Consider the following 22,508-nt stretch of genomic DNA (forward strand, 5'->3'; position numbering starts at 1 on the left):
TATTTATAAGTTACAACCAAAAATGATAAATGTACTCTATTTTTTCAATAAGAAAGCCTTGTTTATGATAAAAATTACATGCGTTGCTGTTCTCTTTCTGAGTAGCCACTTGTATGATTGAACAACCTGCATCTTTACTCATTTGCAATGCTTTGACTACCAGACTTTCCCCTATACGCTTACCCCGATAACCTCTATCAACTGCTAAAATACCTATATCAGATCTATCATTAATAAATTTTAGCGTAAGTAATCCGATAATCTTTTCCTTATCATAGCAAACGAGAACATGATCTGCTATTTCTTTTTTTACAGATCGCTCAATCCAAGTATAATATAACTTTTTAAATTCATCCTTTATAAATTTCTTATCTGTAAAAAAACGTGAATGTTCTCCACTCTGATATGCAAGTTCTAATAAATCATTATTAAGAGATAAAGAATCATACGTGTCTACACCAAAAGACAAAGATTTTGTACTATCTGTATTTTTTGTAAAAACTACCTTAATATCAGCTAAGAATCCATGATTAGATATGATTTCTGTTTTATCAAAAATAGTTTCGGATTTCAAATACAAGAGCTTATAATTCTCTTGTTGAGCGATATATATTTTTTTTGATAAATCTGTGCAATTATTTAAAAGCCCTACTTTATATCCAAATAAATCTGAATCAAAAGAAAGATAACTAATCATAATAAATTTTCTGATTGGCTTAAAATATAAATAGGTCTCTTTTTAACACCTTCAAATGTTCTTCCGATATAGAGTCCAATGACTCCCAAAGTCATAATAATAAGTCCTGAAAAAAACCAAATAGATAAAATCAAACTTGCATAGCCGGGAATAGTAATAACACCTGTCAGATACTGTATTAATGTAATAATGCCTAAAACAAATGCTGCGATGGAAATAATAAAACCCAATTTAATAGTTAATCTAATAGGTTTATCGGAGTAGGCAAGTATAATATCCATTGCAAGATATAACAGCCGCTTAAAATTGTAAGATGTTTTACCTATTTCTCTTTCGGCATGTTGTACATTTAGTTTTATAGAGCGAAACCCCACCCATTTGACCATTGTTGGAAAATAGCGGATACTCTCCCGCATCTGGCAGACTGCCTGAATAACTTTTTGATGATAAATACCAAAATTAGCAATCGCAGGGTCATGTTTTGTACCAGTCAAATAAGATAATATTTGATAAAATGCCCATGAGAAAAAACGTTTAAAAAGCGTGTCCTGACGTTCGTGGCGACGCGCCAGTACAATATCATAACCTTCTTTTGCTTTGTTGTAAAGGTTGATTATTTCCTCGGGTCTGTCCTGCAAATCACAATCCATGACAACGACCCATTCGCCTTGTGCGTGGTCAAGTCCTGCGGTAATCGCATAATGCTGCCCAAAGTTGCGGCTTAGTTTAATGCCTTTTACGCGGCTGTCCTTTTTGCAATTCCGCTCAATCGCCGCCCATGAGTCATCGGGGCTGCCGTCTTCCACCAGAATAATCTCGTAGTCTGGTGTGATTTTCCCTACCTCTTCGCTGATGCGCCGCACCAGCAAATCCACTATCTGCTCGGCTCTGTAAACAGGGCTGACAATGCTAATGTGGGGTGTTTTTGGCTGCATGGAGCGGTTAAGCGGTTCTTTTTCGTAAAATTAATGCATTTTGCAGGAAAAATACAGGTCATATTTTATGCCAAAAATTGGAGTCGCTGTTCCGTGTTTTAATGAAGGGAGCCGACTGCCGGTTCAAACTTTCCTTGACTTTGCGGCACAACGCCGAGATTTTGTTTTTTGCTTTGTCAATGACGGCAGCAAAGATAATACTTCGGAGCTATTGCATCGCTTAGCCGCTGCCTGCCCTGCGCGGATAGCTGTGATAGATCGCCAGGAAAATAGAGGAAAAGGCGAAAGTATTCGGGAAGGCATTAACTACCTAATAGCTCACTATGAAGTAGCTTATGTAGGTTTTTTGGATGCAGACCTTGCCACGCCGCTTACCGAAATGCAAGCGCTTGCTGATATTATCGCCCAAAATAGTTACAGTATGGTTTGCGGCTCGCGCGTCAAACGCATGGGGGCCACTATTGAGCGACGCACGATGCGGCATATCATCGGTCGTTTTTTCGCTACGCTAATCAGTTGGTCGCTGCAATTGCCTTTCTACGATACCCAGTGCGGCGCTAAACTATTTTTGACCAATGATGTGCGACAGGGTATCTTTGAGCAGCCTTTTATTTCGCGTTGGCTGGTAGATGTGGAAATAATCAAGCGCTTGCAGCAAAAGTTAGGTTATCAATATTCTTTTGGCAGGATCTATGAGCATCCGCTTAGCGAATGGTATGAAGTGGGCGCTTCTAAGATTAATTTTTCTGACATGTTTAAAATCCCGTTAGATTTATTGAAAATACACCTGTTTTATCGCTAAATGTCTTATTCTTTTGTTTTACCTCCCCCTAACCGCGTTTATTTTTGGCTGGCGGTTGTGTTTGTATTGCGCCTGATAGCGGCTGGAGGACTGTTTTGGCTGGGGGAATATAGCCTTAGCGACGGGCTGCTGGGCAATTTGGCTACTGATTCTCAAGACTATCTGCATACTTCATATGAGTTGGCAAAACATGGAACTTATGCCAAAATAACGGGCATACCCTATGCAGGCAGAACGCCGGGCTATGATTGGGTGATTGCGCCGCTCCTGTTTTTCTTTGAGGAAACAACCGCTCTTAACATAATTTATTTGCTGCAATGGGGACTGGCGACGCTTGCCGCTTATGCGCTGGCGCTTATCGCCTACAGGCTGTTTGCGCAAAAGTGGCTTTTCGTGGCGGTAGTTATCAGTTACAGCCTCAATACTTTCGTAGCCTACTACGACTGGATTATTCTCACGGAAAGTTTTGCCGTCTCGGCGCTGATTTTGGGCTTGTATTTCCTAACAGGCACACAGTCAGAGAAAGCGTTAGTCGCTGCAAGCGCTTTTTTTACTTGGGCTGTTTTTTTGCGTCCTTACTTGTTGCCGCTGTTTTTTTTGCTGGGTGTGTCGCTGCTCTGGGAATGCCGCCGCCACTGGCGACGAGCGCTGGCGAAAGGAATTGCTTTCGCATCGGTATTTGTTGTTGTGGAAACCGCATGGATTGTTCGGAATTATTTGCATTTCGGACGCTTGATACCATTAGTTACCGATGCACATGCCGGATTGCCTGAGGGGCGTTTTCTGGCGCTGATGGAGTTTGTGCAGGCATGGGGCGGGGATTTTGTATCCTGGAATCCGGCGGCGGAGATGATGCTTTTTGTAGATGTGCGAACACGGCAAACCGTTCCTAACAAGTATCGGCAAATGGAAGATTTGCCCGATTATGTGTTTACCTCCGCCTACAATGCCGATTCGCTCAGGATACTCAAAAAATGGTATCATTTGGCCGACTCGGCGGGCATATCGCCTGCGCTCGCTCGCTACGCCGATTCGGTAGCCTATGCCAAACTGCGCGCTTACAGGCAAGCGTTTATCACAGAAAAGCCGATTTATTATCACATTATAGCGCCACTGCGATTATTGCCCAAATTTTTGCTGCATAGCGGCACTTATAATTTGACGCCGCAAACCTTTGCAGCTTTATCAACAGAAAAACAAATTTTCCGAATATTATACAGCGCTTTGTACTACTTTGTATGGACAGGCGGATTGCTTGGCTTGCTTGTTTACATAACGACTAACCGCCGCCAATTATCGGCAAAAGACCTGATGCTGGCTTCAATGGCGCTCTATGTTGTATTATTATGCCCATTAGTTCTTAGGCGCATTGAATACCGCCATTTTGTGATGAGCTATCCTTTTTTACAGATTTATGCCATCGTACTGGCAGGTTATATTTATCACTTTATTTTCAGAAAATCCTTAACCCCGACTGCTGATTAGCCATGAATATTTTCCCCGAAGTACTGCTGCACTATGGTCAGTTGTTGCTGGCGCTTCTTGTTTTTTTCCTGACAGGCAGACTGGTTCGCTGGCGACTGGGTATTACCGATCGCTTTTTCTCTGAACTGTTCTTCAGCGCCTTTATCGGGATGACCGTATGGATTGCGCTATATGCAATCATCAAATCAGGCGGACGTACCATTAATATTTTGTGGTTACTCCCTGCCGCCTACTTTTTGTACCAATATTGGCCTAAGCAAGATACTATTCGTAAACCTTTTCTGGGATTTGAAATTACAGGCAATCATATAGGCGCACTGTTGCTGGGTACGCTATTGTGTTATGGCTGGGAGGCTTATTTTTTCTTCTGGCCAGGCGGCCCGATGAAGTATCATATTCCTTTTGGGGATAGTGTTTTTTACACAAGAGTAATTTCCTCGTTAGTTACTACTGGAATTGAAAGCGCTTGGGGCATAGATATGAAACTAAGCGGCGCTTATGAGGGAATAACATTGTATCATTATTACGAATTATGGCTTAATGGTTTATTTATTGAGGCATTTCAAACGCCTTCACTTGTATTACTTATGGCAGTTAATGTGCCTCTGTTTCACTGCCTCGTTCTAATAGGTATTTTGGCATGGATAGAAAAAAGCCACTCAATTACATGGTGGTTATCTATACTTTGCTTTGGGCTTTTATTCGTTAATGGTGTGTTTTTAGAGTGGTACAAGGCGCATCCATTTTTAGCACTATCAGAAGATATTCGTAGTGATTTATTAGATTTTATTGGAAAGAAAACCGGACCCTATTACTTGTATGCCATTGCTTTTTTATTGCTTTTACAGCGTACAAAATACAAAGAAGCGACAGTATTAATATTATCTATTAGTATTGTTACCACAGTAGCGCTACCCACTGTAGCTGGTGGAATTATGTTAAGCGCTTTAATTCTTTGGCTAATTCGTCAAACTAACATGCGAGATTGGCTCTGGGATACAATCGCCGCTCTTTCAGCCTTAGCTATCATAAGCGTTTTCTTTTTGATACTGGGACTACGAGGTGTGGAATCAGGCGGACCAAGCGAACTGCTTGCTAACGTCATTAAATTAGATTGGCTAACTATTAAAACAAAGTTTAACCTATTTATTGGCTTATTCATTCATATTGGCGTATTATACTGGTCGTGGCTATTACTATTAATAGTTTTAGGTTTTCAACCTCTTCAAAGCATCTCTTTACGCAATTTTATAGTAATTGGCTCTGTTATAATTGCTGGCGCCACTAACTGGGCATTGCTTTCACCGAATTTAGAAGCATTTCAGTTTTTTACACATCCCACCTTTAGTATGCTGAATCTGTCGCTTATTCTTCAATTGAACACATTAATTATAAAGCCTCATGTAAACACATTCCGCTATGTAACCGCCCTTATTGGCTTAATTTTAATTATAGGCATCAATTACAATAGGCATTATAGTACGCAAAAGTACTACTTTAGTCATGACCGTTCATATGATTTTAGCTTTCTAAGTAGGCTTGCATCACAAAAAATCACATCAAAAATTAACGGTTGGGGTGTGTCTATTTTACATGCTAATGAATATGTTAAAACCTTTCAAAGTCATTTGCCAATTATGGTACAAATGGGTGAATATTTACCTTTGCTGCACCCTACGGCACAATCGTTTTCTATTTCTACATTTGAAGTACCAGAAGTTCCGCGCCTACGTCGTTACGACCTCGCCCTCATGGCCTTCACCCAATTCGTCAATCAGCAGAAGGCCAAGGGTACGTTTCAAAGCATCCCGCAGAGTCAGGCGGACTTTATTCGCAAGCATCGCATGGGCTATCTGATTGCTTCTAAAAGCGCAATTGTTCCGCCGACCATCCAGCCGATGATTACCGATAGTATTGTAGACAGCAAATCAGGCGAACGTTTTTACCTGCTCAAACCCTAAATTTAACCAATCCCGCTAATTCTTTGTCTCGTTGTATCAGTGAATAGACCTTTTGGTTGCTGATTATCAATGATTTATTTTATGTTGAAAATCAATCATCTACCGTGCAGTTTTTATCCCGTAGGAACTGTCTAACTACTGATCCGCATTGCCGGTAAACTTTTACATGGTATCCCCATCTACCTCAACAACCGCAACCCACGAATCAGCCACGCAGGGAGTTTGCTGCGAATACCTATTTGTATTATTTCGGGATGCAGCTTGCAAAAATCAGGGGCATGGCGCGACAGGAAACCCGCTAGTTTTTGCGCTTCGTGCAGCGCCGCCGCTTCATAGAGAAAACTCAGCCGCGCAAGCGCATTTTCTAATAAAGCTGCCTGCAAAACAGCATTTGATAGTGTCCTTTTGATAAGGTATTTTACTGTTTCATTTGCTACAGGCAGAGCGGCGGTGCTTGCCTGACACATCAGTTGTTCGTTTGCAGGAAGACTGTTAAGCAATCGAGCAAAGATGCGGGCATAATCCTGTGCAAATCGCGCTTGCACCGCCACCCCCTTTGCGTCTTTGTGCAGGCGGTAGCCTGAAAGCAGCGCATCGGTGGCGATAAACGCGCCTCCCTGCAAATACATCCGCAAAAAAAAGTCATAATCCATGCCATAGTGCAGGGAAGTATCTATCAGCCCGACAGCTTGCAACGCCTCGCGGCTGAAAAAAGAAGAAGGCTGCGGAAATGGTAATTTTCCAAGATAGAGTGCTTCCGGGCAAGGCACCGGTGCGCCCTTTTCCTGTATGGGAAAACCCTCGCCGAAGAGCTGTGTTTTACCATGTACGACCCAAGCCTGCGGGTGCGCGACAAAGAGTTGCGCAACTTTGTGCAGTGCATCGGGCAGCAGCAAATCATCGCTGTTGAGCCAGGTGATAATATCGCCCGTAGCCCGTTGCAGCCCCTTGTTGATGGCATCGCTCTGCCCTTTGTCTTTTTCGGAGACCCACCAACTGATGCGCGACTCATAGCGGCGAATAATCTCCACCGAACCATCGGTACTGCCGCCATCTATCACAAAAAACTCCAAATCGGGATAGTTCTGCGCTAATACAGACGCAATGGTTTGCTCTAAGAAGTGTGCCTGTTGGAACGAAGGGGTAATGATAGTAATGCGGGGAAGCATGGAATCGTAGATGATTATTTCAGATTGGTTTTGTTGGCAAGCATTTATTACATACAGGCGCGAGTGCTTTGCGTGCAAATGAAAGTCAATCGTTGCACGTCGCTCCATTGTCCATAAGTAAGGATGAGGGTGTCCAAAAAGTAACATGGACTTTAGTCTGTAATTTTTTAATTGATTGATAATCAAGTATTTACAGGCTGAAGTCTGTGCTACATTCGTCTTTTTGGACAGCCTCTGTTTGAAATCATCGAAACGCTCATACCGAAATAATGCCATTGTGAATCTTGCAACGGGTAATATTTCTCTGCTGACTTTGCGAAAAATTATTGCGCTCTTTTCGGTAGAGCCTTTTTAACCGCAAAGCCCGCGAAGTATGCTTTGTTTCAATGATTTGCAGACAAAGTAAGTATTTTTGCACGAATCAAACACCATGAGCGAACTCATCCGTACACTGATTGAAGGCTATCCTGCGCAGGTTTCGCAGGCTGTTACCTTAGGCAAATCGCAACAGCTGACCGCCCCTGTTACCGAAATCCGTCAGGCAGTAATTGCCGGGCTGGGCGGCTCGGGCATTGGCGGCAGCATCGTTAAAACGCTGACGGCGCAAACCCTGCCCGTACCTTTGGAAATTCTGAAAAGCTATGATTTGCCTGCATGGGTAGGCAAAAATACCCTGCTGCTGGCTTCGTCGCATTCGGGCAATACCGAAGAAACGCTGACTGTGGTACGACAAGCGGCGCAAAGAGGCGCAAAAATCGTGGCAATCACTACGGGTGGGCAACTGGCAGATTTGGCAAAGTCCAAGGGCTGGGATTTGGTGCTGATGCCTTTTGAAAAACCCTGTCCGCGTCAGTTTCTGGCTTATTCGCTCATCCAACAGTTGTATGTGTTGATGAATCTTGGGCTGGCTCCTGCCTCGCTCGCTGCCGACATAGACGAAGGCGCGGCGCTGGTACACGCCTCGCAAAACACAATTCAGGAAAGCGCCCGCGAAATTGCCGCCAAGTGTGCCGGACGATTGCCGTTTATTTATTCCGATGAACGTTTGGGCGCATTGGCGCTGCGTTTTCAGCAGCAAATCAACGAAAATGCCAAGCAGATGGCGCACGTGAACGTGTTCCCTGAAATGAACCATAACGAATTAGTTGGCTGGCGATTACCTGCGCAGCACCTGCAACAGTCGCTGGTGATTTTGCTGCGCTCTACACACAACCACCCCCGTGTGGACATTCGGCTGGCGGTTTGTGAGCCGATATTCCGCCAACTGACTGCCGATGTGGTGCATCTGCATTTGCAAGGACATTCGCTGGCAGCCCAAACCCTGCATTTTATCCACCTGACCGACTGGGTGTCTTATTTCCTTGCCGAAATCAACGGGGTAGATGCCTACGAAATTGACGTAATTAACCATCTGAAAAACGAACTCGCCAAAGTAGCGCAATGATTGACCGTATCCGACAGGTAATTGAACAGGTAGAAAAAAATCCTGTCAATGCTTTTCCGTCTCCTTTGCTGACGGGCTATTCAGGCAAACGCATGATAGCCGCTTTGCAGGGTTTTACCGCGCTTCTGGAAGGCAAAGAAGATGCTTGCTATCTGGAAATTGGTGTTTTTCAGGGGCTTACGCTGCTTTCGGTGGCGGGCGCGAACCCGACAGTGCCTTGCTTTGGCATTGACAATTTTCAGGCGCACGACCCTGAAAAGAAAAACATGAACATCCTATTGGATCGTCGCCAAAAGCTGGAGCTGACCAATGCGCATCTGATTAATATGGACTACGAGGATGCGCTGGAAAATCTTGCCGAATATACGCAAGGGCGCAAAATCGGCGTGTTTTTCATTGATGGACCGCACGACTACCGCAGCCAACTGATGTGTCTGCAATTGGCCATGCCCCACCTGACCGACGAGGCGGTAATCATCGTGGATGACAGCAACTACTTGCACGTGCGCCAAGCCAACCGCGATTTTCTGGCGACGCATCCCGAATACAAACTCATTTTTGAGTCCTACACCCCTTGCCATCCAACCAACATGACGGCAGCGCAGGAAGCCGAAGCCCGCGAAGGCTGGTGGGATGGGGTGAATATCATCGTCCGCGACAAGGAAAATAAGTTGCCCGTTCAATTTCCGCCGACGCGCCGCAACCGCGTGCTGTTTGAAAACGACCACCTGACCCATGCCTCGCGCATCGGCGAATTGGCTCCGCGTGCGCTTACGGTATTGAATCTGCTCTTTACAGGGCGTTTTTTGCGGGCTGCCAAAAATTTGTGGGTCGCCTATAAGGAGTACGACAGGCTGCGCTTCAAAGGGCAGTTTGATGATGCCAATACGTTTTGGGAGAAGTAATTATTTGATTGTCAAGGGGTAGGTTTAGAAAAATTGAGGTAGGCCACATTACGCACGCTAAAAAGGCGCGTTACGCTTTATATCATAGCTTACCGCGGCTGAATTTTAGCATTACATCACCAGCCCAACTAACCAGTCTATCAGCGAAATGAGCGCCCAAAGCGCGACCATGATGCCTGCAAAAGCGATCGGGTAAACGGCAGCGATGAATGCGCCTTTGTACTCCTCTTTTTTGAAACGCGACCAAGTGGCAAACAGTGACCAAATAATCAGGGAGGGAAAACCCAGCCCGGCAATAATGACGACAATGGTTTCTATCCAGTTGCCTTCCAGAAAGTAAGTTTTGAGGGGTTTGACCAATGCGGCAAGCGTTCCGGCAATAATGACAAAGGGCAACAGCAGCCCCATCAGGATGTTGATAACAATGAGCGCCGGCTTGATTTCAGGATTGAAAAAAGGGTGGTCGTAGCGGTTCATGGTGCTAAGAAAGCGAAAAAATACCAATTCCCCGCAGGCGGGTTGGTAACGGCAGGAGAGCATTAAAAAGTGCCGTTACCGAAGGGAAATGCAAATCATAAACTCTTGCTAATCAATTGTTTATTTACCAGCGCATCTTGCAACTTGTTCAGTTTGCGCTGCATCTTTCTGCTGGCGCGTACATAATCACCTTTTAGCTGTTCTTCGTATATAACCTCGTTTTGTTCGTTATAGATACGAATGATAGAAAGATTCGGGTTTTGTTCGTTGTTTTCAACTACCCAAGTGCCTTTGCCGGCGTTTTTAACTACTTTGTTTTGAGGATCGTCAGCTGCCATTGCTACGCTGCTGAACAGTACTACTGCTGCAGCAGCAACCATCATTTTTGCTTTTTTCATCATGTCTAAGAACTTGTTTTAGTGATTTATTAACGCAAATTTAACACAAAATTAATATTGAGTAAAATAAAAGGCAAGAAAAAGGTTGGCGACAGCGGCGAATATCTTGGCTACAGGAAAAGTTTGGTACTTTACCAACGAAATACTATCTTTTCGTGCTTATCAACCTCACTGCTATTTTAACCGGCTTTTTTGCTTTATCCTTTAACTGCACGAGTTTCATGCAGCATTATTTACGACTGGCTTTCTGGGCAGGTCTCGCCGCCGTCTTATGGGCATGTGATGATAAAAGCTCCTCCTCAGACGATGCATCCAAAGTGCAAACCTATACCGTTGAGCAGTTTCTAAATACGCGCAAAATATTTGGCAGCGCGTTTTCGCCCAACGAACTGAAGATCATGTACTCCAGCAATGAAACGGGCATTATCAACGCTTTTGAGATAGACATAGACGGCATCGGACAGCCCAAGCAACTAACTTTTTCTAAGGAAAATGCCATTTACGCGCTTTCTTATTTCCCTGATGATGAGCGCATTCTGTTCAAAAGCGACCGTGGCGGCAACGAAATCACTAATCTTTTTGTGAAAGAAAAGAACGGTACGCTGCGCAACATTACGCCCGATTCTACGGCTAAGTCTGAATTTCTGATGTGGGCGGCAGACCGCAAAAGTTTTTTTTACATCTCTAACCGCCGCGACAAAAAGCTGTTTGATTTGTATGAAATGAATATTGCCGACTTCGGAGCGCAGATGATTTATCAAAACGAAGGCGAAATGAAGCCCATTTGTGTATCGGACGACAAACGCTACGTAGCCCTGCAAAAAACGATCTCGCGCCGGCGATCGGAAATGTATGTTTACGACACACAACAGAAAAAAACCCTTCCTGTGAATCCTTTGGCAGGGGATGTAGTACAAAACCCGCTCAACTTCACGCCACAGTCGCATGTACTGAACTTTATTACCGACGAAGATTCGGAGTTCCTATATGTCAAAAGTTACGACCTGAGCAGCGGCAAAACCGAAGAAATTGCACGCGCAGCGTGGGATATTTACAAGATGTACTATTCGCGCACAGGCAAGTATCGCGTAGTGGTGATTAACCGCGATGCAGGTACAGCAATCAAAGTGTATGAAACTGCGACCAATCGTCTGCTGGAACTACCACGCCTGCCTGAAGGGGAAATCACTTCGGTCAATATTTCCGACAGCGAGCAACTAATGGCCTTCTACGTAAACAGTTCCAAAGCACCTAATGACCTATATGTGTACAATTTTTCGACAGGCAAATATACCAAACTCACGCGCTCGCTGAGCCGGGAAATAGACCCCGACGACCTTGTGGCTGGTCAGGTGATTCGCTACCGCTCTTACGACAGCCTCGAAATTCCTTCTATTCTCTATCAACCTCATGCAGCAAAGGCAGCAGGTGTGAGTTTACCGGCAGTTTTGTGGATTCACGGCGGGCCGGGAGGACAATCGCGGCTCAGCTACACGCCGCTGATCCAGTACATGGTCAATCAAGGCTATGTCGTGTTGGCAGTCAATCATCGGGGCAGCCTCGGCTATGGCAAGACCTTTTTTGCTGCCGATGACCGCAAACACGGCGATGTTGATCTGAGGGACTGTATCGCTGCTAAAGGCTACCTGCAAAGTCTGGGCTATGTAGATACTACCCGCGTTGCTATTGCCGGCGGCAGCTACGGCGGCTATATGGCGCTTGCAGCGCTGGCTTTTACGCCCAAAGCCTTTGCCTTGGGAGTTGATATTTTCGGTGTTTCCAACTGGCTGCGCACGCTCAACAGCATTCCGCCCTGGTGGGAGGCTGCACGTAAAGAACTATACAGTGAAATTGGAGACCCACAAGCCGATTCTGTCATGCTGTACAACAAGTCGCCGCTGTTTCATGCGAAAAATATCAGCCGCCCGCTCATTGTTATTCAAGGAGCTAACGACCCGCGCGTATTGAAGATAGAATCAGACCAGATTGTAGAGGCTGTTCGCAAAAACAACGTTCCGCTGGAATACGTCTTGCTGCCTGACGAAGGGCATGGCTTCAGCAAGCGCGAAAACGAGCGTTTAGTCTATGAAAAAATTGTCCGCTTTATGGACAAACACCTGAAAAATGCCCCGCCTGCGCAATAGCTTTGCAAGCCCATGACTCATTTTTAGCACAAAGCCTTGGATACAACAGCAAGCATACTGCTCAGTATGGAAACTTCCGGCGCAAGTTGTTCGGTAGCCCTGCACCACAACGATCGCATGATCGCTTATGCGGAGTTGAACCAAGAAAAATCGCATTCGGGCAGGCTAACGCTGCTGATTGAGGAATTAATGCGCCACAGCGAACTGCCGATGCAGGCGCTTACTGCTGTTGCTGTTTCCCAAGGGCCGGGATCTTATACAGGGCTGCGGATTGGTATTTCAACCGCCAAAGGTCTGTGTTTTGCGCTTGGGATTCCTTTGTTGGCAGTGGATACTTTGCAGGCGATGTGCTATGGAGTTGCTGTGCAGAGTATTGTCCCGGAAGACGTACTGCTTTGCTCCTGTGTAGATGCACGACGGATGGAAGTTTACAGGGCAGTATGGGATGCTGCGGGTGCGTGTCTGTTGCCCGCCGAACCGCACGTGCTGCAAGCCGACTCGTTTGCTGCCTTTGCCAATCGCCCTTTGTGGCTTTTCGGCAGCGGTGCGGAGAAGACTTTTGCCGCCATTGAACATCCGCAAAAGTATATGCTACCCAATGTGCAGCCTTCGGCGCGTTTTGTGGGCGAACTGGCGCTCAAGTATCCCCGCAAAGTAGATGTCGCCTATTTCGAGCCACTGTATATCAAGCCGTTTTACGCGCCGCCGCCTCGGCAGGCAAAATAATTTTGTTATACCATTATGAATTGCACGAGGCTGTGTTGTTTTCGCTGTTTCTCTTTTTTGCGGAAGTCATAAAAACAAACGAGGCATTGAATCAATGCCTCGTTTAGCCCTCATCATTTCTAACCAAAACTATAATTTTCAATCACTTCAGGCGAATAGCGGAAAAGCAATTCGAACTTTTGATGTAATGCAAAAATATTTTTTATTTAGATACCAAATTTTCAGTTTCGGTCAGTTGCCGTTTTTGGGTGGTAAACCGCAAAAAACAGGCGGTAAACGGTAGGTGAATATATTATTACAATTCTGTTTTCACGTCAAACTTCTCTAAGTAGTCTGCCACGCGACGCACAAACATACCGCCCAGCGCCCCGTCCACAATACGGTGGTCGTAGGAATGTGAGAGGAACATCATATGGCGGATGCCGATGAAGTCACCTTGCTCGGTTTCAATTACCGCCGGTTTTTTTACAATAGCACCTACCGACAGAATTGCTACCTGTGGCTGCATGATAATCGGCGTACCAAGCATATTGCCAAACGAGCCGATGTTGGAAACAGTGTAAGTGCCGCCGCTCAAATCGTCGGGTGTCAGTTTGTTTTCGCGGGCGCGTTTAGCCAAATCGTTTACCCGATATGCCATGCCGCGCAGGTTCAACTGGTCAGCATTTTTAATCACAGGCACAATCAGGTTGCCGCTTGGTAGCGCTACAGCCATCCCTATATTGATATCTTTCTTCACAATGATGTTATCCCCTTCAACAGATGCATTAATCATTGGGAAGTCGCGCAGGGCTTTGGCTACTGCCCAGAGGAAAATCGGAGTATAGGTTAGCGTTTGTCCCTCACGCTCTTTGAAAGAGCGAACATTGGCGTTGCGCCAGTTCACTACATTGGTCAGATCAGCTTCTACGAACGAGGTAACGTGCGGTGAAATGCGCTTAGAGTCCACCATGCGTTGAGCAATCATCTTGCGCATTCTGTCCATTTCGATAATTTCTACATTTCCGCTTACCGATGTGGCAGGTTTTACTTGTTCCACAGGGCGCTCTTCAAGTACGGTAGATTTTTCTACAGCCGGCTGGGCAACAGGTGCCGCCGCCGCGAGTTGTTGTTTGCGCTGCTCTAAGTAATTCAGCATGTCATTTTTGGTAACGCGTCCGTCTTTTCCTGTGCCGGGAATGCGATCAAGCTCTTGCATGGAAATATTTTCGGCACGCGCCATGTTCAACACGAGTGGCGAATAGAAGCGCCCCGAAGGCGTAGCAACTTCCTCCACCTGAGGGGAAGCCGCTGTAGTAACAGCCGGTGTAGCAGTTTGTGCAGGTGCAGCCGTCGTTTGTGCAGGCCGGCTAACAGGCGCCGAAGGGACATCGCCTTCGGTTTCGATGAGTGCGATGGGCTTGCCAATCTGCACCACCTGACCTACCTGTGCCAGAATTTCTTTTAATACACCCGCATGGGTCGAAGGAATTTCGGTATCTACCTTGTCAGTTGCTACTTCCAGCACTGCCTCATCCTGAGCGATGCGATCGCCGGGCTTTTTCAGCCAGTTGAGGATTGTGCCTTCCATTACGCTTTCGCCCATTTTGGGCATAACCATTTCTATAAGCGCCATAGTAAAATATGTATTGTGTGGATGTTCCCTGTTCAAAAGTTGTGGCAAAGATAGCGTATAAAGACTTGAACCGAAGCGTTCGTTAAGATCCGAAAAACGCAAAGTTCGCTGAGATACATTACGTCCTGCCAAACTTTTGTATTCTTTGCGAACTTTGCGGTAAAAAAAGGCTGAACGGGTGTAAAATGAGTCGTAAAACACTGATTGTGATAGGCGGGCCGACGGCATCAGGTAAAACGGCTACCGCTATTGCGCTGGCACAACACTTTGATACTGAGATAATTTCTGCTGATGCGCGGCAGTTTTACCGTCAAATGTCCATCGGTACAGCCAAACCTACACCTGAGGAATTGGCTGCTGTACCGCATCACTTAGTCGGACACTTAGACGTTTGGCAACCTTACAATGCAGGGGCTTTTGTACGCGATGCGCTTCAATTATTAGAACAAATTTTCACCAAAAAAGACATTGCTATTGCCGTTGGCGGCTCGGGTTTGTACTTGCGAGCGCTTTGCTTGGGAATTGATGAAATGCCTGCCGTAAATGCCCGGATCCGTGCATATACCGACGCACTCTTGCAGGAAAAAGGGCTGCCTTTCCTGCTGGAGGAATTACAGCGCTACGATCCTGCCTATTACGCCGAAGTGGACAAGGCAAATCCTGCGCGGGTCAAACGGGCAATGGAAATTATCTATGCTACCGGACAGCCTTATTATTCTTTTCGCAAAAAGCAGCCGGTTGAACGTCCTTTTCAATCGGTTTGGATAGGCTTAAATTTGCCACGTGAACAGCTCTACGAACGCATTAATCGCCGCGTAGAACAGATGATGGAGCAGGGACTTTTAGCAGAAGTGAACGCGCTGTTACCCTACAGAGCTTGCAACGCGCTGCAAACAGTAGGCTACACCGAGCTTTTTGAACACTTAGACGGAAAAACTACCTTAGAAGAAGCCGTAGCACTTATCCGGCAACACACCCGCAACTATGCTAAACGACAACTGACGTGGTTTAGACGCGAGCCTGTACATTGGTTTGTACCCGACGACATAGCAGGGATAATCCAGCATGTGAACTTAGTTACCGCAGTCCATAAGTAACTCATTAATTATTAAAATTATATCATCCATTTCGTCAGCAATATTTGCTTATGAGCACATCAATGCATATTATTGTTAAAGATGCGTATTGATACTGTAAATAATACTGAAATGAAGCATCTACCACGTAGATTTTGGTAGCATGGAAATCAACCCTACCCCCTTTCCCTGCTCCGTAGGAGATATTGAACCTGTTTGACATAAGCCCGCTCCAAAGGGCGTGTTGCAAGGAAATTGTACTAAAATTAATTTAATCTCTGTGTTCGCTGCGTAAAACTTTGCGTCCTTTGGGGTAAAAATAATACGATACAACAGCATCATGTCATCTATTCTAATTCTGAACGCACAGGTGGTTAATGAAGGTAAAACCGCCGAACTGGATATTTTTATCAACAACGGGCGCATTGAGCGCATCGGCAGCGATTTGGCACACCTGAAAGCCGCGCATGTAATTGACGCAACAGGCAAGCACCTGCTGCCCGGCGTCATTGACGATCAAGTGCATTTCCGCGAACCAGGATTGACGCACAAGGCAACTATCGGTACAGAATCCCGCGCAGCCGTAGCCGGCGGAACAACCACTTTCATGGAAATGCCTAATACCGTTCCCAATACGCTCACACAGGAACTTTTGGCTGATAAATTTGCCATTGCAGCCCGCACTTCGCTTGCCAACTATTCATTTTTCATGGGTGTTTCCAATGATAACATTGAGGAAGTGTTGCGCACCAATCCGCGCGATGTTTGCGGCGTGAAAATTTTCATGGGTTCATCTACGGGCAATATGCTGGTGGACAATCCTGCTACGCTGGAAACGATTTTCAGCCAATGCCCGATGCTGATTGCCACGCACTGCGAAGACGAGGCAACCATTCGCGCACAGTCTGCCATTTACCGCGAAAAATACGACGACGATGTGCCGATGCGCTGTCATCCCGAAATCCGCAACGTAGAGGCTTGCTACAAATCCTCTTCTATGGCGATTGAATTGGCAAAAAAGCACAACACGCGCCTGCACATTTTGCACATTTCCACTGCTGAAGAAACGCAACTGTTCGATAACAGCCTTCCGCTGGCGCAGAAGCGCATCACCGCCGAAGCATGTGTACATCATCTGTGGTTCGATGCGGCGCAATACGATACGCTCGGCGCGCAAATCAAGTGCAACCCTGCCATCAAAGAGGCGCGCCACAAGCCTGTGATTCTGCAAGCCGTGCTGGACGACCGCATAGACATCATCGCCACCGACCACGCGCCGCATACTTGGGAGGAAAAGTCGCAAAACTACTGGAAAGCGCCTTCGGGCTTGCCGCTGGTGCAGCACAGTTTGCAAATGATGCTTGATTTTGTCGCACAAGGCAAAATCTCATTAGAGCGCATGGTAGAAAAAATGAGTCATGCTCCCGCCGTTTGCTTCCAGATTGAAGAACGGGGTTTTATTCGCGAAGGCTACTGGGCAGATCTCGTGCTGGTGGATTTGAGCCGTCCCTACACGGTCAGCAAAGAAAACCTGCTGTACAAGTGCGGCTGGTCGCCGCTGGAGGGGCATACCTTCGGCGCAACCGTTACGCATACTATTGTTTCCGGTCATTTGGCATTTGCCAACGGGATATTGAACGATAGCCAATTGGGCGAAAGAATTTTGTTTGCGCGCAACATTTGATTTTGCAAACACATTGCGCTAAATTTGCAGCCTCAAACGGAGATTGTAGCTCAGTTGGTTAGAGCGCCAGATTGTGGCTCTGGAGGCCGCGGGTTCGAATCCCGTCTTTCTCCCGTTGAAAATTTAGCAGCCGTTCCAAAATTTTTGGAGCGGCTGCTTTTATTTTTAAGCAATTACTCAAATTAATACCATTATGAGTCTTACAATAGGTAATACTTCTCTGCGGACTTTGCGAGAAATCATCGCGTGCTTTGTGGTAGAGCCTTTCTAACCGCAAAGCACGCAAAGTTTTACGCAGAGAACACTGAGGTTAAATGAAGTTTAGTATAACATTCCTGAAAATAGACATATGCCATGCGCAAAGCCGCCTTAGTTTTCGACCCGTCTATAAATGTCTTTTTTCTCATCGGGGCAAACCCTTGCGCCATGTATGCCGTTGTCGCAACCTCACAACTTAAATCTCATAGAGAGAAGATGAAAACGCCCGAAAAATTAGTTAGCATTGTACCCAAACCATTTGCATACTTATGAAGCACTTTTTCATCACTTTGCTGTGTGTGGTCGTAAGTTTTACAGCCGTGGCACAGTTGCAATCGCCAGATGCCTTTCTGGGCTACCGCATCGGCGATAAGTTTACACCTCACCACCGCGTAGTGGACTACTTCCGCCATGCAGCGGCGCAGGCTTCTGCTCAAGTGAAGTTAGTAGAATACGGCGCCAGCTACGAAGGTCGTCCGCTGATTGTCGCTATTGTTAGCTCAGCAGCCAATATGTCGCGGTTGGAGGACATTCGCCAAAATAACTTACGCCTAACGGGGCTTTTAGAAGGTCAGGGCAATGTCAATGCGCCTGCTATTGTATGGATGAGCTACAACGTACACGGCAACGAGGCAGTATCTACAGAGGCTGTGATGCTGACGCTGCACGAACTGCTGACGCAGCGCGGCACATGGCTGAATGATGCAGTAGTCATTTTAGACCCTTGTGCCAATCCCGACGGACATTCGCGCTATGTGAACTGGTATGTACAAATGCTGGGCGCAAAGCCCAACGTACATGGGGATGCACGCGAGCACTACGAACCTTGGCCGGGCGGTCGGTACAATCACTATAGCTTTGACCTGAACCGCGACTGGGCATGGCAGAGTCAGCAGGAAACACGCCAGCGATTGGCTTTGTACCAGCAGTGGATGCCGCAGATACACGGCGATTTTCACGAAATGGGGCCCGAGCAGCCTTATTATTTTGCGCCCGCTGCCGAGCCTTACCACAAGGAAATTACCAACTGGCAGCGCGAATTTCAGCAGATTGTCGGTAAGAATATCGCCCGCTACTTTGACAGCAACAATTGGATGTACTTTACCCGCGAAACTTTTGACTTACTCTATCCCAGCTATGGCGATACATGGCCAACTTTCAACGGGGCAATCGGCATGACTTACGAACAAGGCGGCTCGGGGCGTGCCGGGCTGGGCATCCTGCTCAACAACGGCGACACACTGACCCTGCGCAAACGCATTGAACATCAACATGTGGCAGGCATCGCTACTATTGAAGCCGCCGTGCAACAAAAAAATCGCCTGATGCAGGAGTTCAAAAACTATTTTGAACAGGCGCGTACCAATCCAAGTGGCGCTTACAAGTCGTTTATCATTGCCGGTACGAACGATGCCTACAAGCTCAAAATGCTGACCGAATATTTAGACCGCAACCAAATCCGCTACGGACTTGCCAACACAAATGTTTCTGTTAAAGCGTTTAACTTCCAAACAGGGCGCGACGAAACGGTCAATATAAGTCGCAACGATTTGATTATCAGCACCTCACAGCCTAAATCTGTATTGGTAAAAGTGCTGTTCAATCCGCGTACTACATTGGCGGATTCTGTTACTTACGATGCCACCGCTTGGTCGTTGCCTTATGCAATGGGCTTGCAGGCTTATGCCTCGCCCGAACGCATCGCGCAAAACGCCTCCCCGGCGGTGTCTGCCTTTACTAAAAACGTACCGATGCAAGGGGGAGCTTATGCTTATCTCTCAACATGGAAAAACTTTGGACATGCGCGCTTGCTGGCCGCACTGATGAAACAAGGCGTTAATGTGCGCTTTGCCAAACAGCCTTTTAGCATCAACGACAGGGCCTACGAACGCGGCTCGCTGATGATTAGCCGCGCGGACAATATGCACATCAGCAATTTTGATGAGGTCGTAACTAACGCGGCCAACACAGTAGAAGTCGCCATTCAGGGAACGGCTTCTGGTCTGGCAAGCAAAGGCATTGACCTTGGCTCAAGCAATTTTCAACTGATAAAAGCCCCCCGCGTTGCGCTAGTGGCGGGCGATGGGGTTTATCCCACTTCTTTTGGCGAAGCATGGCACTATTTTGACCATTGGTTAGATTATCCTGTAACAGTGATTAACAGTTCTATGCTGAACCGCATAGACTGGAACAAATACGATGTGGTTATCTTGCCTGCCGGCAGTTATAACAGCAACTTAGACGTAAGCGCCGCCAAAGCATGGATGCGCAACGGCGGCAGGCTCATCGCCTTAGAAAATGCAATGAACACCTTTGCCGATAAAGAAGGCTTTTTGCTCAAAACCAAACAAGACGACAAAGGCAAAGATGAAAAACCTAAGCCAGAGGAAATGCTGAAAAAATACGGTGACCGCGAGCGTAGCGCGCTCGCAAACAGCGTGGAGGGCAGCATTTTCCGCGCTACTATGGATGCTACTCATCCGCTCGCATTTGGCTATCAGGAAAACTATTTCACGCTGAAACACATCAGTAATTTCTACGAGTTCCTGAATGGGGGCTGGAACGTAGGCGTGCTTCAATCAGACGCTTATGTAGATGGATTTGTGGGCGGTAAAGCGAAAGAAAAACTCAAAAACAGCCTCGTGTTTGGTATGGAAAATATCGGCAGCGGTGCAATTATTTACTTAGCCGATAGCCCTATTTATCGCCATTCGTGGCAGGGTGGACACCTGCTGTTCAGCAATGCTATATTCTTCGCAGGTCAATAATTAGCAAGGCACACAACCCCCAAGAACGTATTACAGGGACTGCTTGGCATTGTCGGGCAGCCCCAATTTTTAGAACGCTGCCACAGGTGGTAAAAAACGTTCAGCCACAAAGTCAGGAAAAAATACCCGACAGAAGTAAATTTGCCAATAAAGAACAAACTACTGCCATGAACGAAGCCGAACTCAAAGCGCTATTGCATCGCTACGATGTGGCGTTGCCGCGCTACACGAGCTACCCGACCGTTCCCTACTGGAATCATGCGAGCCTCAACGTGCAGCTATGGGCATCTGCGGTGCGCGAACGGTTCGCAGCAGAAAACCAAACCCTTTGCCTTTATATTCACCTGCCTTTTTGTGAAGAACTCTGTACCTATTGCGCCTGCAATAAGCGCATCACAAAAAACCATGCTGTAGAAACGCCGTATCTGGAAAGTGTGCTGCAAGAGTGGCAAATGTACCTGCAACTGTTTGAGAGCAAGCCTGTTATCAAAGAAATTCACTTGGGCGGCGGTACACCTACGTTCTTTTCGCCGGAGAATCTGCAACGCCTCATCAAAGGCATTATGCAACACGCCGAAAGAGCGGACGACCACGAGTTCAGTGTAGAGGTGCATCCCAACTATACCACAGCGGCGCACTTGCGGGCCTTGCAAGAAGTAGGATTCAATCGGATCAGCCTTGGCGTACAGGACTTCGACCCGCAGGTGCAGTACATCATCAACCGTCCGCAGACCTTCGAGCAGACCAACCGCGTCGTACAATGGGCGCGTGGACTGGGCTACGAAAGCGTGAACGTAGATTTGGTGTACGGGCTGCCCAAACAAACCCTGCAAAGCATTGCCATGACCATTGGCAGGCTGTCTGAATTTAAACCCGATCGGATCGCGTTTTACTCTTATGCTCATGTACCTTGGAAAAGCAAAGGACAGCGCCGCTATACAGACGAGGATGTACCGAAGGCAGACGAGAAGATCAGCATGTACAGCCTCGGCAACCACCTGCTGACCGATATGGGATACGAAGCTATTGGCATGGATCACTTTGCTTTGCCATCAGATAAGTTGCTGAAAGCCTATCACAGCGGCAAACTGCACCGCAATTTTATGGGCTACACTACTACCAACCACAAATTAGTAATTGGCTTGGGCGCATCTTCCATCAGCGACACATGGACAGCTTTTGCACAAAACGAAAAAACGGTAGAAGGCTATCAGCAGGCAATTGCTGAGGGGCGCCTGCCGCTGGTTGGCGGACATCTGCTGAGCGAAGAAGACCTGCACCTCCGCAGGCACATTTTAGACCTGATGTGCACCGATCGCACGAGCTTTACGCATGAATACTTCGACGCAGATTTTGCAGCGCATATTCGGGCTAAACTGGCCACTTTCGCCGCTGACGGGCTTGTCAGCACCACAGAAGATACAGTAGAGGTGCTGCCCAAAGGACGGCTTTTGGTGCGGCATATCTGCGCAGCCTTCGATGCCTTTTTATATCGGAATGAGGCACAGGCATTGTTTAGTAAGGCTATTTGAGGGTAACTTATCCGGTTTTCACTCAACTTGTTTCCAAATGAATATTTTTTTGCAGCACTTAAAAAATAGATGTTTTCTAAAAAGGGGGCGCGTTATTTATTATTTTTTTAGTGAAAGCTACTTTTTACAGTAAACTATTCAATATTAGGCAGGTTTTTAACACTTTTTCATATCGCGCGTTTCTTATTACCGATTACAGATGTTTTGCATCTTTGTTAAGAGTATATATATTTGAGACAAGTTCATGCTCTCTCCAGTAAATGTGCAAACGCTCTGGTTAAAGAATTACGACCTTGATCAACAAGCAACAAAAAACCCTGTTAGATACTAACAGGGCTTTCTCAATAGTAAATATGAAAATGAAAACAAACTGATAAACGCAATAATGGTACATATGTTGTGCGTTTGATCAGAAATTAACAGAACATTAAC

18 protein-coding genes and 1 tRNA gene are annotated in these 22,508 nt (G+C 46.5%); 13 read left to right on the forward strand and 6 right to left on the reverse strand.

Translation table 11 applies throughout. The features are described from left to right. Positions 1 to 10: 10 nt before the first annotated feature. Together ACWIP2_RS13375 and ACWIP2_RS13380 are read right to left on the reverse strand one after the other, a co-directional pair. Complete coding sequence (locus ACWIP2_RS13375) at positions 11 to 697, reverse strand: GNAT family N-acetyltransferase (RefSeq protein WP_448520447.1); 687 nt, start codon at positions 695 to 697, stop codon at positions 11 to 13. Further along, positions 694 to 1,632, reverse strand: a complete 939-nt coding sequence (locus ACWIP2_RS13380; protein WP_448520448.1) for a glycosyltransferase family 2 protein — start codon at positions 1,630 to 1,632, stop codon at positions 694 to 696. The genes ACWIP2_RS13375 and ACWIP2_RS13380 overlap by 4 nt, the downstream gene beginning before the upstream one ends. 67 nt (positions 1,633 to 1,699) lie before the next feature. Here ACWIP2_RS13380 and ACWIP2_RS13385 point away from each other — a divergent pair, with 67 nt between their 5' ends. The 3 genes from ACWIP2_RS13385 to ACWIP2_RS13395 are packed head-to-tail and all read left to right on the forward strand — an operon-like array spanning position 1,700 to position 5,880. Beyond that, positions 1,700 to 2,434: a glycosyltransferase gene (locus tag ACWIP2_RS13385; protein WP_448520449.1), complete on the forward strand. Its 735-nt coding sequence runs from the start codon at positions 1,700 to 1,702 to the stop codon at positions 2,432 to 2,434. Further along, positions 2,435 to 3,919: a hypothetical protein gene (locus ACWIP2_RS13390; protein WP_448520450.1), complete on the forward strand. Its 1,485-nt coding sequence runs from the start codon at positions 2,435 to 2,437 to the stop codon at positions 3,917 to 3,919. Between the two features lie 2 nt (positions 3,920 to 3,921). Further along, positions 3,922 to 5,880: a hypothetical protein gene (locus ACWIP2_RS13395; RefSeq protein ID WP_448520451.1), complete on the forward strand. Its 1,959-nt coding sequence runs from the start codon at positions 3,922 to 3,924 to the stop codon at positions 5,878 to 5,880. A gap of 179 nt (positions 5,881 to 6,059) precedes the next feature. Here the strand turns inward: ACWIP2_RS13395 and ACWIP2_RS13400 are convergent, their stop codons facing one another. After that, positions 6,060 to 7,196: a glycosyltransferase family 2 protein gene (locus ACWIP2_RS13400; protein WP_448520452.1), complete on the reverse strand. Its 1,137-nt coding sequence runs from the start codon at positions 7,194 to 7,196 to the stop codon at positions 6,060 to 6,062. 283 nt (positions 7,197 to 7,479) lie between these two features. Here ACWIP2_RS13400 and ACWIP2_RS13405 point away from each other — a divergent pair, with 283 nt between their 5' ends. Both ACWIP2_RS13405 and ACWIP2_RS13410 read left to right on the forward strand, forming a co-directional pair. Continuing rightward, positions 7,480 to 8,493, forward strand: coding sequence for a bifunctional phosphoglucose/phosphomannose isomerase (locus ACWIP2_RS13405; protein WP_448520453.1), 1,014 nt, complete (start codon positions 7,480 to 7,482; stop codon positions 8,491 to 8,493). After that, the gene (locus ACWIP2_RS13410) at positions 8,490 to 9,398 is read left to right on the forward strand and encodes a class I SAM-dependent methyltransferase (RefSeq protein WP_448520454.1); all 909 of its coding nucleotides are present in this window, start codon (positions 8,490 to 8,492) and stop codon (positions 9,396 to 9,398) included. Before ACWIP2_RS13405 ends, ACWIP2_RS13410 begins: the two co-directional genes overlap by 4 nt. A 111-nt stretch (positions 9,399 to 9,509) precedes the next feature. Here ACWIP2_RS13410 and ACWIP2_RS13415 read toward each other — a convergent pair whose 3' ends face one another. Together ACWIP2_RS13415 and ACWIP2_RS13420 are read right to left on the reverse strand one after the other, a co-directional pair. Continuing rightward, positions 9,510 to 9,875: a hypothetical protein gene (locus ACWIP2_RS13415; protein ID WP_448520455.1), complete on the reverse strand. Its 366-nt coding sequence runs from the start codon at positions 9,873 to 9,875 to the stop codon at positions 9,510 to 9,512. Between the two features lie 95 nt (positions 9,876 to 9,970). Then, positions 9,971 to 10,273: a hypothetical protein gene (locus tag ACWIP2_RS13420; RefSeq protein WP_448520456.1), complete on the reverse strand. Its 303-nt coding sequence runs from the start codon at positions 10,271 to 10,273 to the stop codon at positions 9,971 to 9,973. Positions 10,274 to 10,494: 221 nt separating this feature from the next. Between ACWIP2_RS13420 and ACWIP2_RS13425 the strand changes: the two genes are divergently transcribed. From ACWIP2_RS13425 to ACWIP2_RS13435, 3 genes are all read left to right on the forward strand, one after another. Beyond that, on the forward strand, positions 10,495 to 12,417 hold the full coding sequence (locus tag ACWIP2_RS13425; protein WP_448520457.1) for an alpha/beta fold hydrolase: 1,923 nt from the start codon (positions 10,495 to 10,497) through the stop codon (positions 12,415 to 12,417). A 36-nt stretch (positions 12,418 to 12,453) separates the two neighbouring features. Further along, entirely contained in the window at positions 12,454 to 13,143 is a 690-nt protein-coding gene (gene tsaB / locus ACWIP2_RS13430) for a tRNA (adenosine(37)-N6)-threonylcarbamoyltransferase complex dimerization subunit type 1 TsaB (RefSeq protein WP_448520458.1), read from the forward strand. A gap of 94 nt (positions 13,144 to 13,237) precedes the next feature. Beyond that, positions 13,238 to 13,426: a hypothetical protein gene (locus ACWIP2_RS13435; protein WP_448520459.1), complete on the forward strand. Its 189-nt coding sequence runs from the start codon at positions 13,238 to 13,240 to the stop codon at positions 13,424 to 13,426. A 12-nt stretch (positions 13,427 to 13,438) separates the two neighbouring features. On the opposite strand, the gene ACWIP2_RS13440 is transcribed toward ACWIP2_RS13435, so the two are convergent. After that, positions 13,439 to 14,758 carry a dihydrolipoamide acetyltransferase family protein gene (locus ACWIP2_RS13440; protein ID WP_448520460.1) on the reverse strand — a complete coding sequence of 440 codons (1,320 nt, stop codon included), beginning with the start codon at positions 14,756 to 14,758 and terminating at the stop codon, positions 13,439 to 13,441. 185 nt (positions 14,759 to 14,943) lie between these two features. Here ACWIP2_RS13440 and miaA point away from each other — a divergent pair, with 185 nt between their 5' ends. The 5 genes from miaA (at position 14,944) to hemN (ending at position 22,076) form a co-directional block, all read left to right on the forward strand. Next, a complete protein-coding gene (gene miaA / locus ACWIP2_RS13445; protein WP_448520461.1) occupies positions 14,944 to 15,855 on the forward strand; it encodes a tRNA (adenosine(37)-N6)-dimethylallyltransferase MiaA in 912 nt (303 codons plus the stop codon). A gap of 319 nt (positions 15,856 to 16,174) precedes the next feature. Continuing rightward, positions 16,175 to 17,518 (forward strand): dihydroorotase, encoded by a 1,344-nt coding sequence (locus ACWIP2_RS13450; RefSeq protein WP_448520462.1) that lies wholly within the window; start codon positions 16,175 to 16,177, stop codon positions 17,516 to 17,518. A 38-nt stretch (positions 17,519 to 17,556) separates the two neighbouring features. Further along, positions 17,557 to 17,632, forward strand: a tRNA-His gene (locus tag ACWIP2_RS13455). A gap of 413 nt (positions 17,633 to 18,045) precedes the next feature. Continuing rightward, complete coding sequence (locus ACWIP2_RS13460) at positions 18,046 to 20,544, forward strand: M14 family metallopeptidase (RefSeq protein WP_448520463.1); 2,499 nt, start codon at positions 18,046 to 18,048, stop codon at positions 20,542 to 20,544. 86 nt (positions 20,545 to 20,630) lie between these two features. Continuing rightward, complete coding sequence (gene hemN / locus ACWIP2_RS13465) at positions 20,631 to 22,076, forward strand: oxygen-independent coproporphyrinogen III oxidase (RefSeq protein WP_448520464.1); 1,446 nt, start codon at positions 20,631 to 20,633, stop codon at positions 22,074 to 22,076. The last annotated feature ends 432 nt before the right edge of the window (positions 22,077 to 22,508 follow it).

Source organism: Rhodoflexus sp. (genome assembly GCF_053489755.1).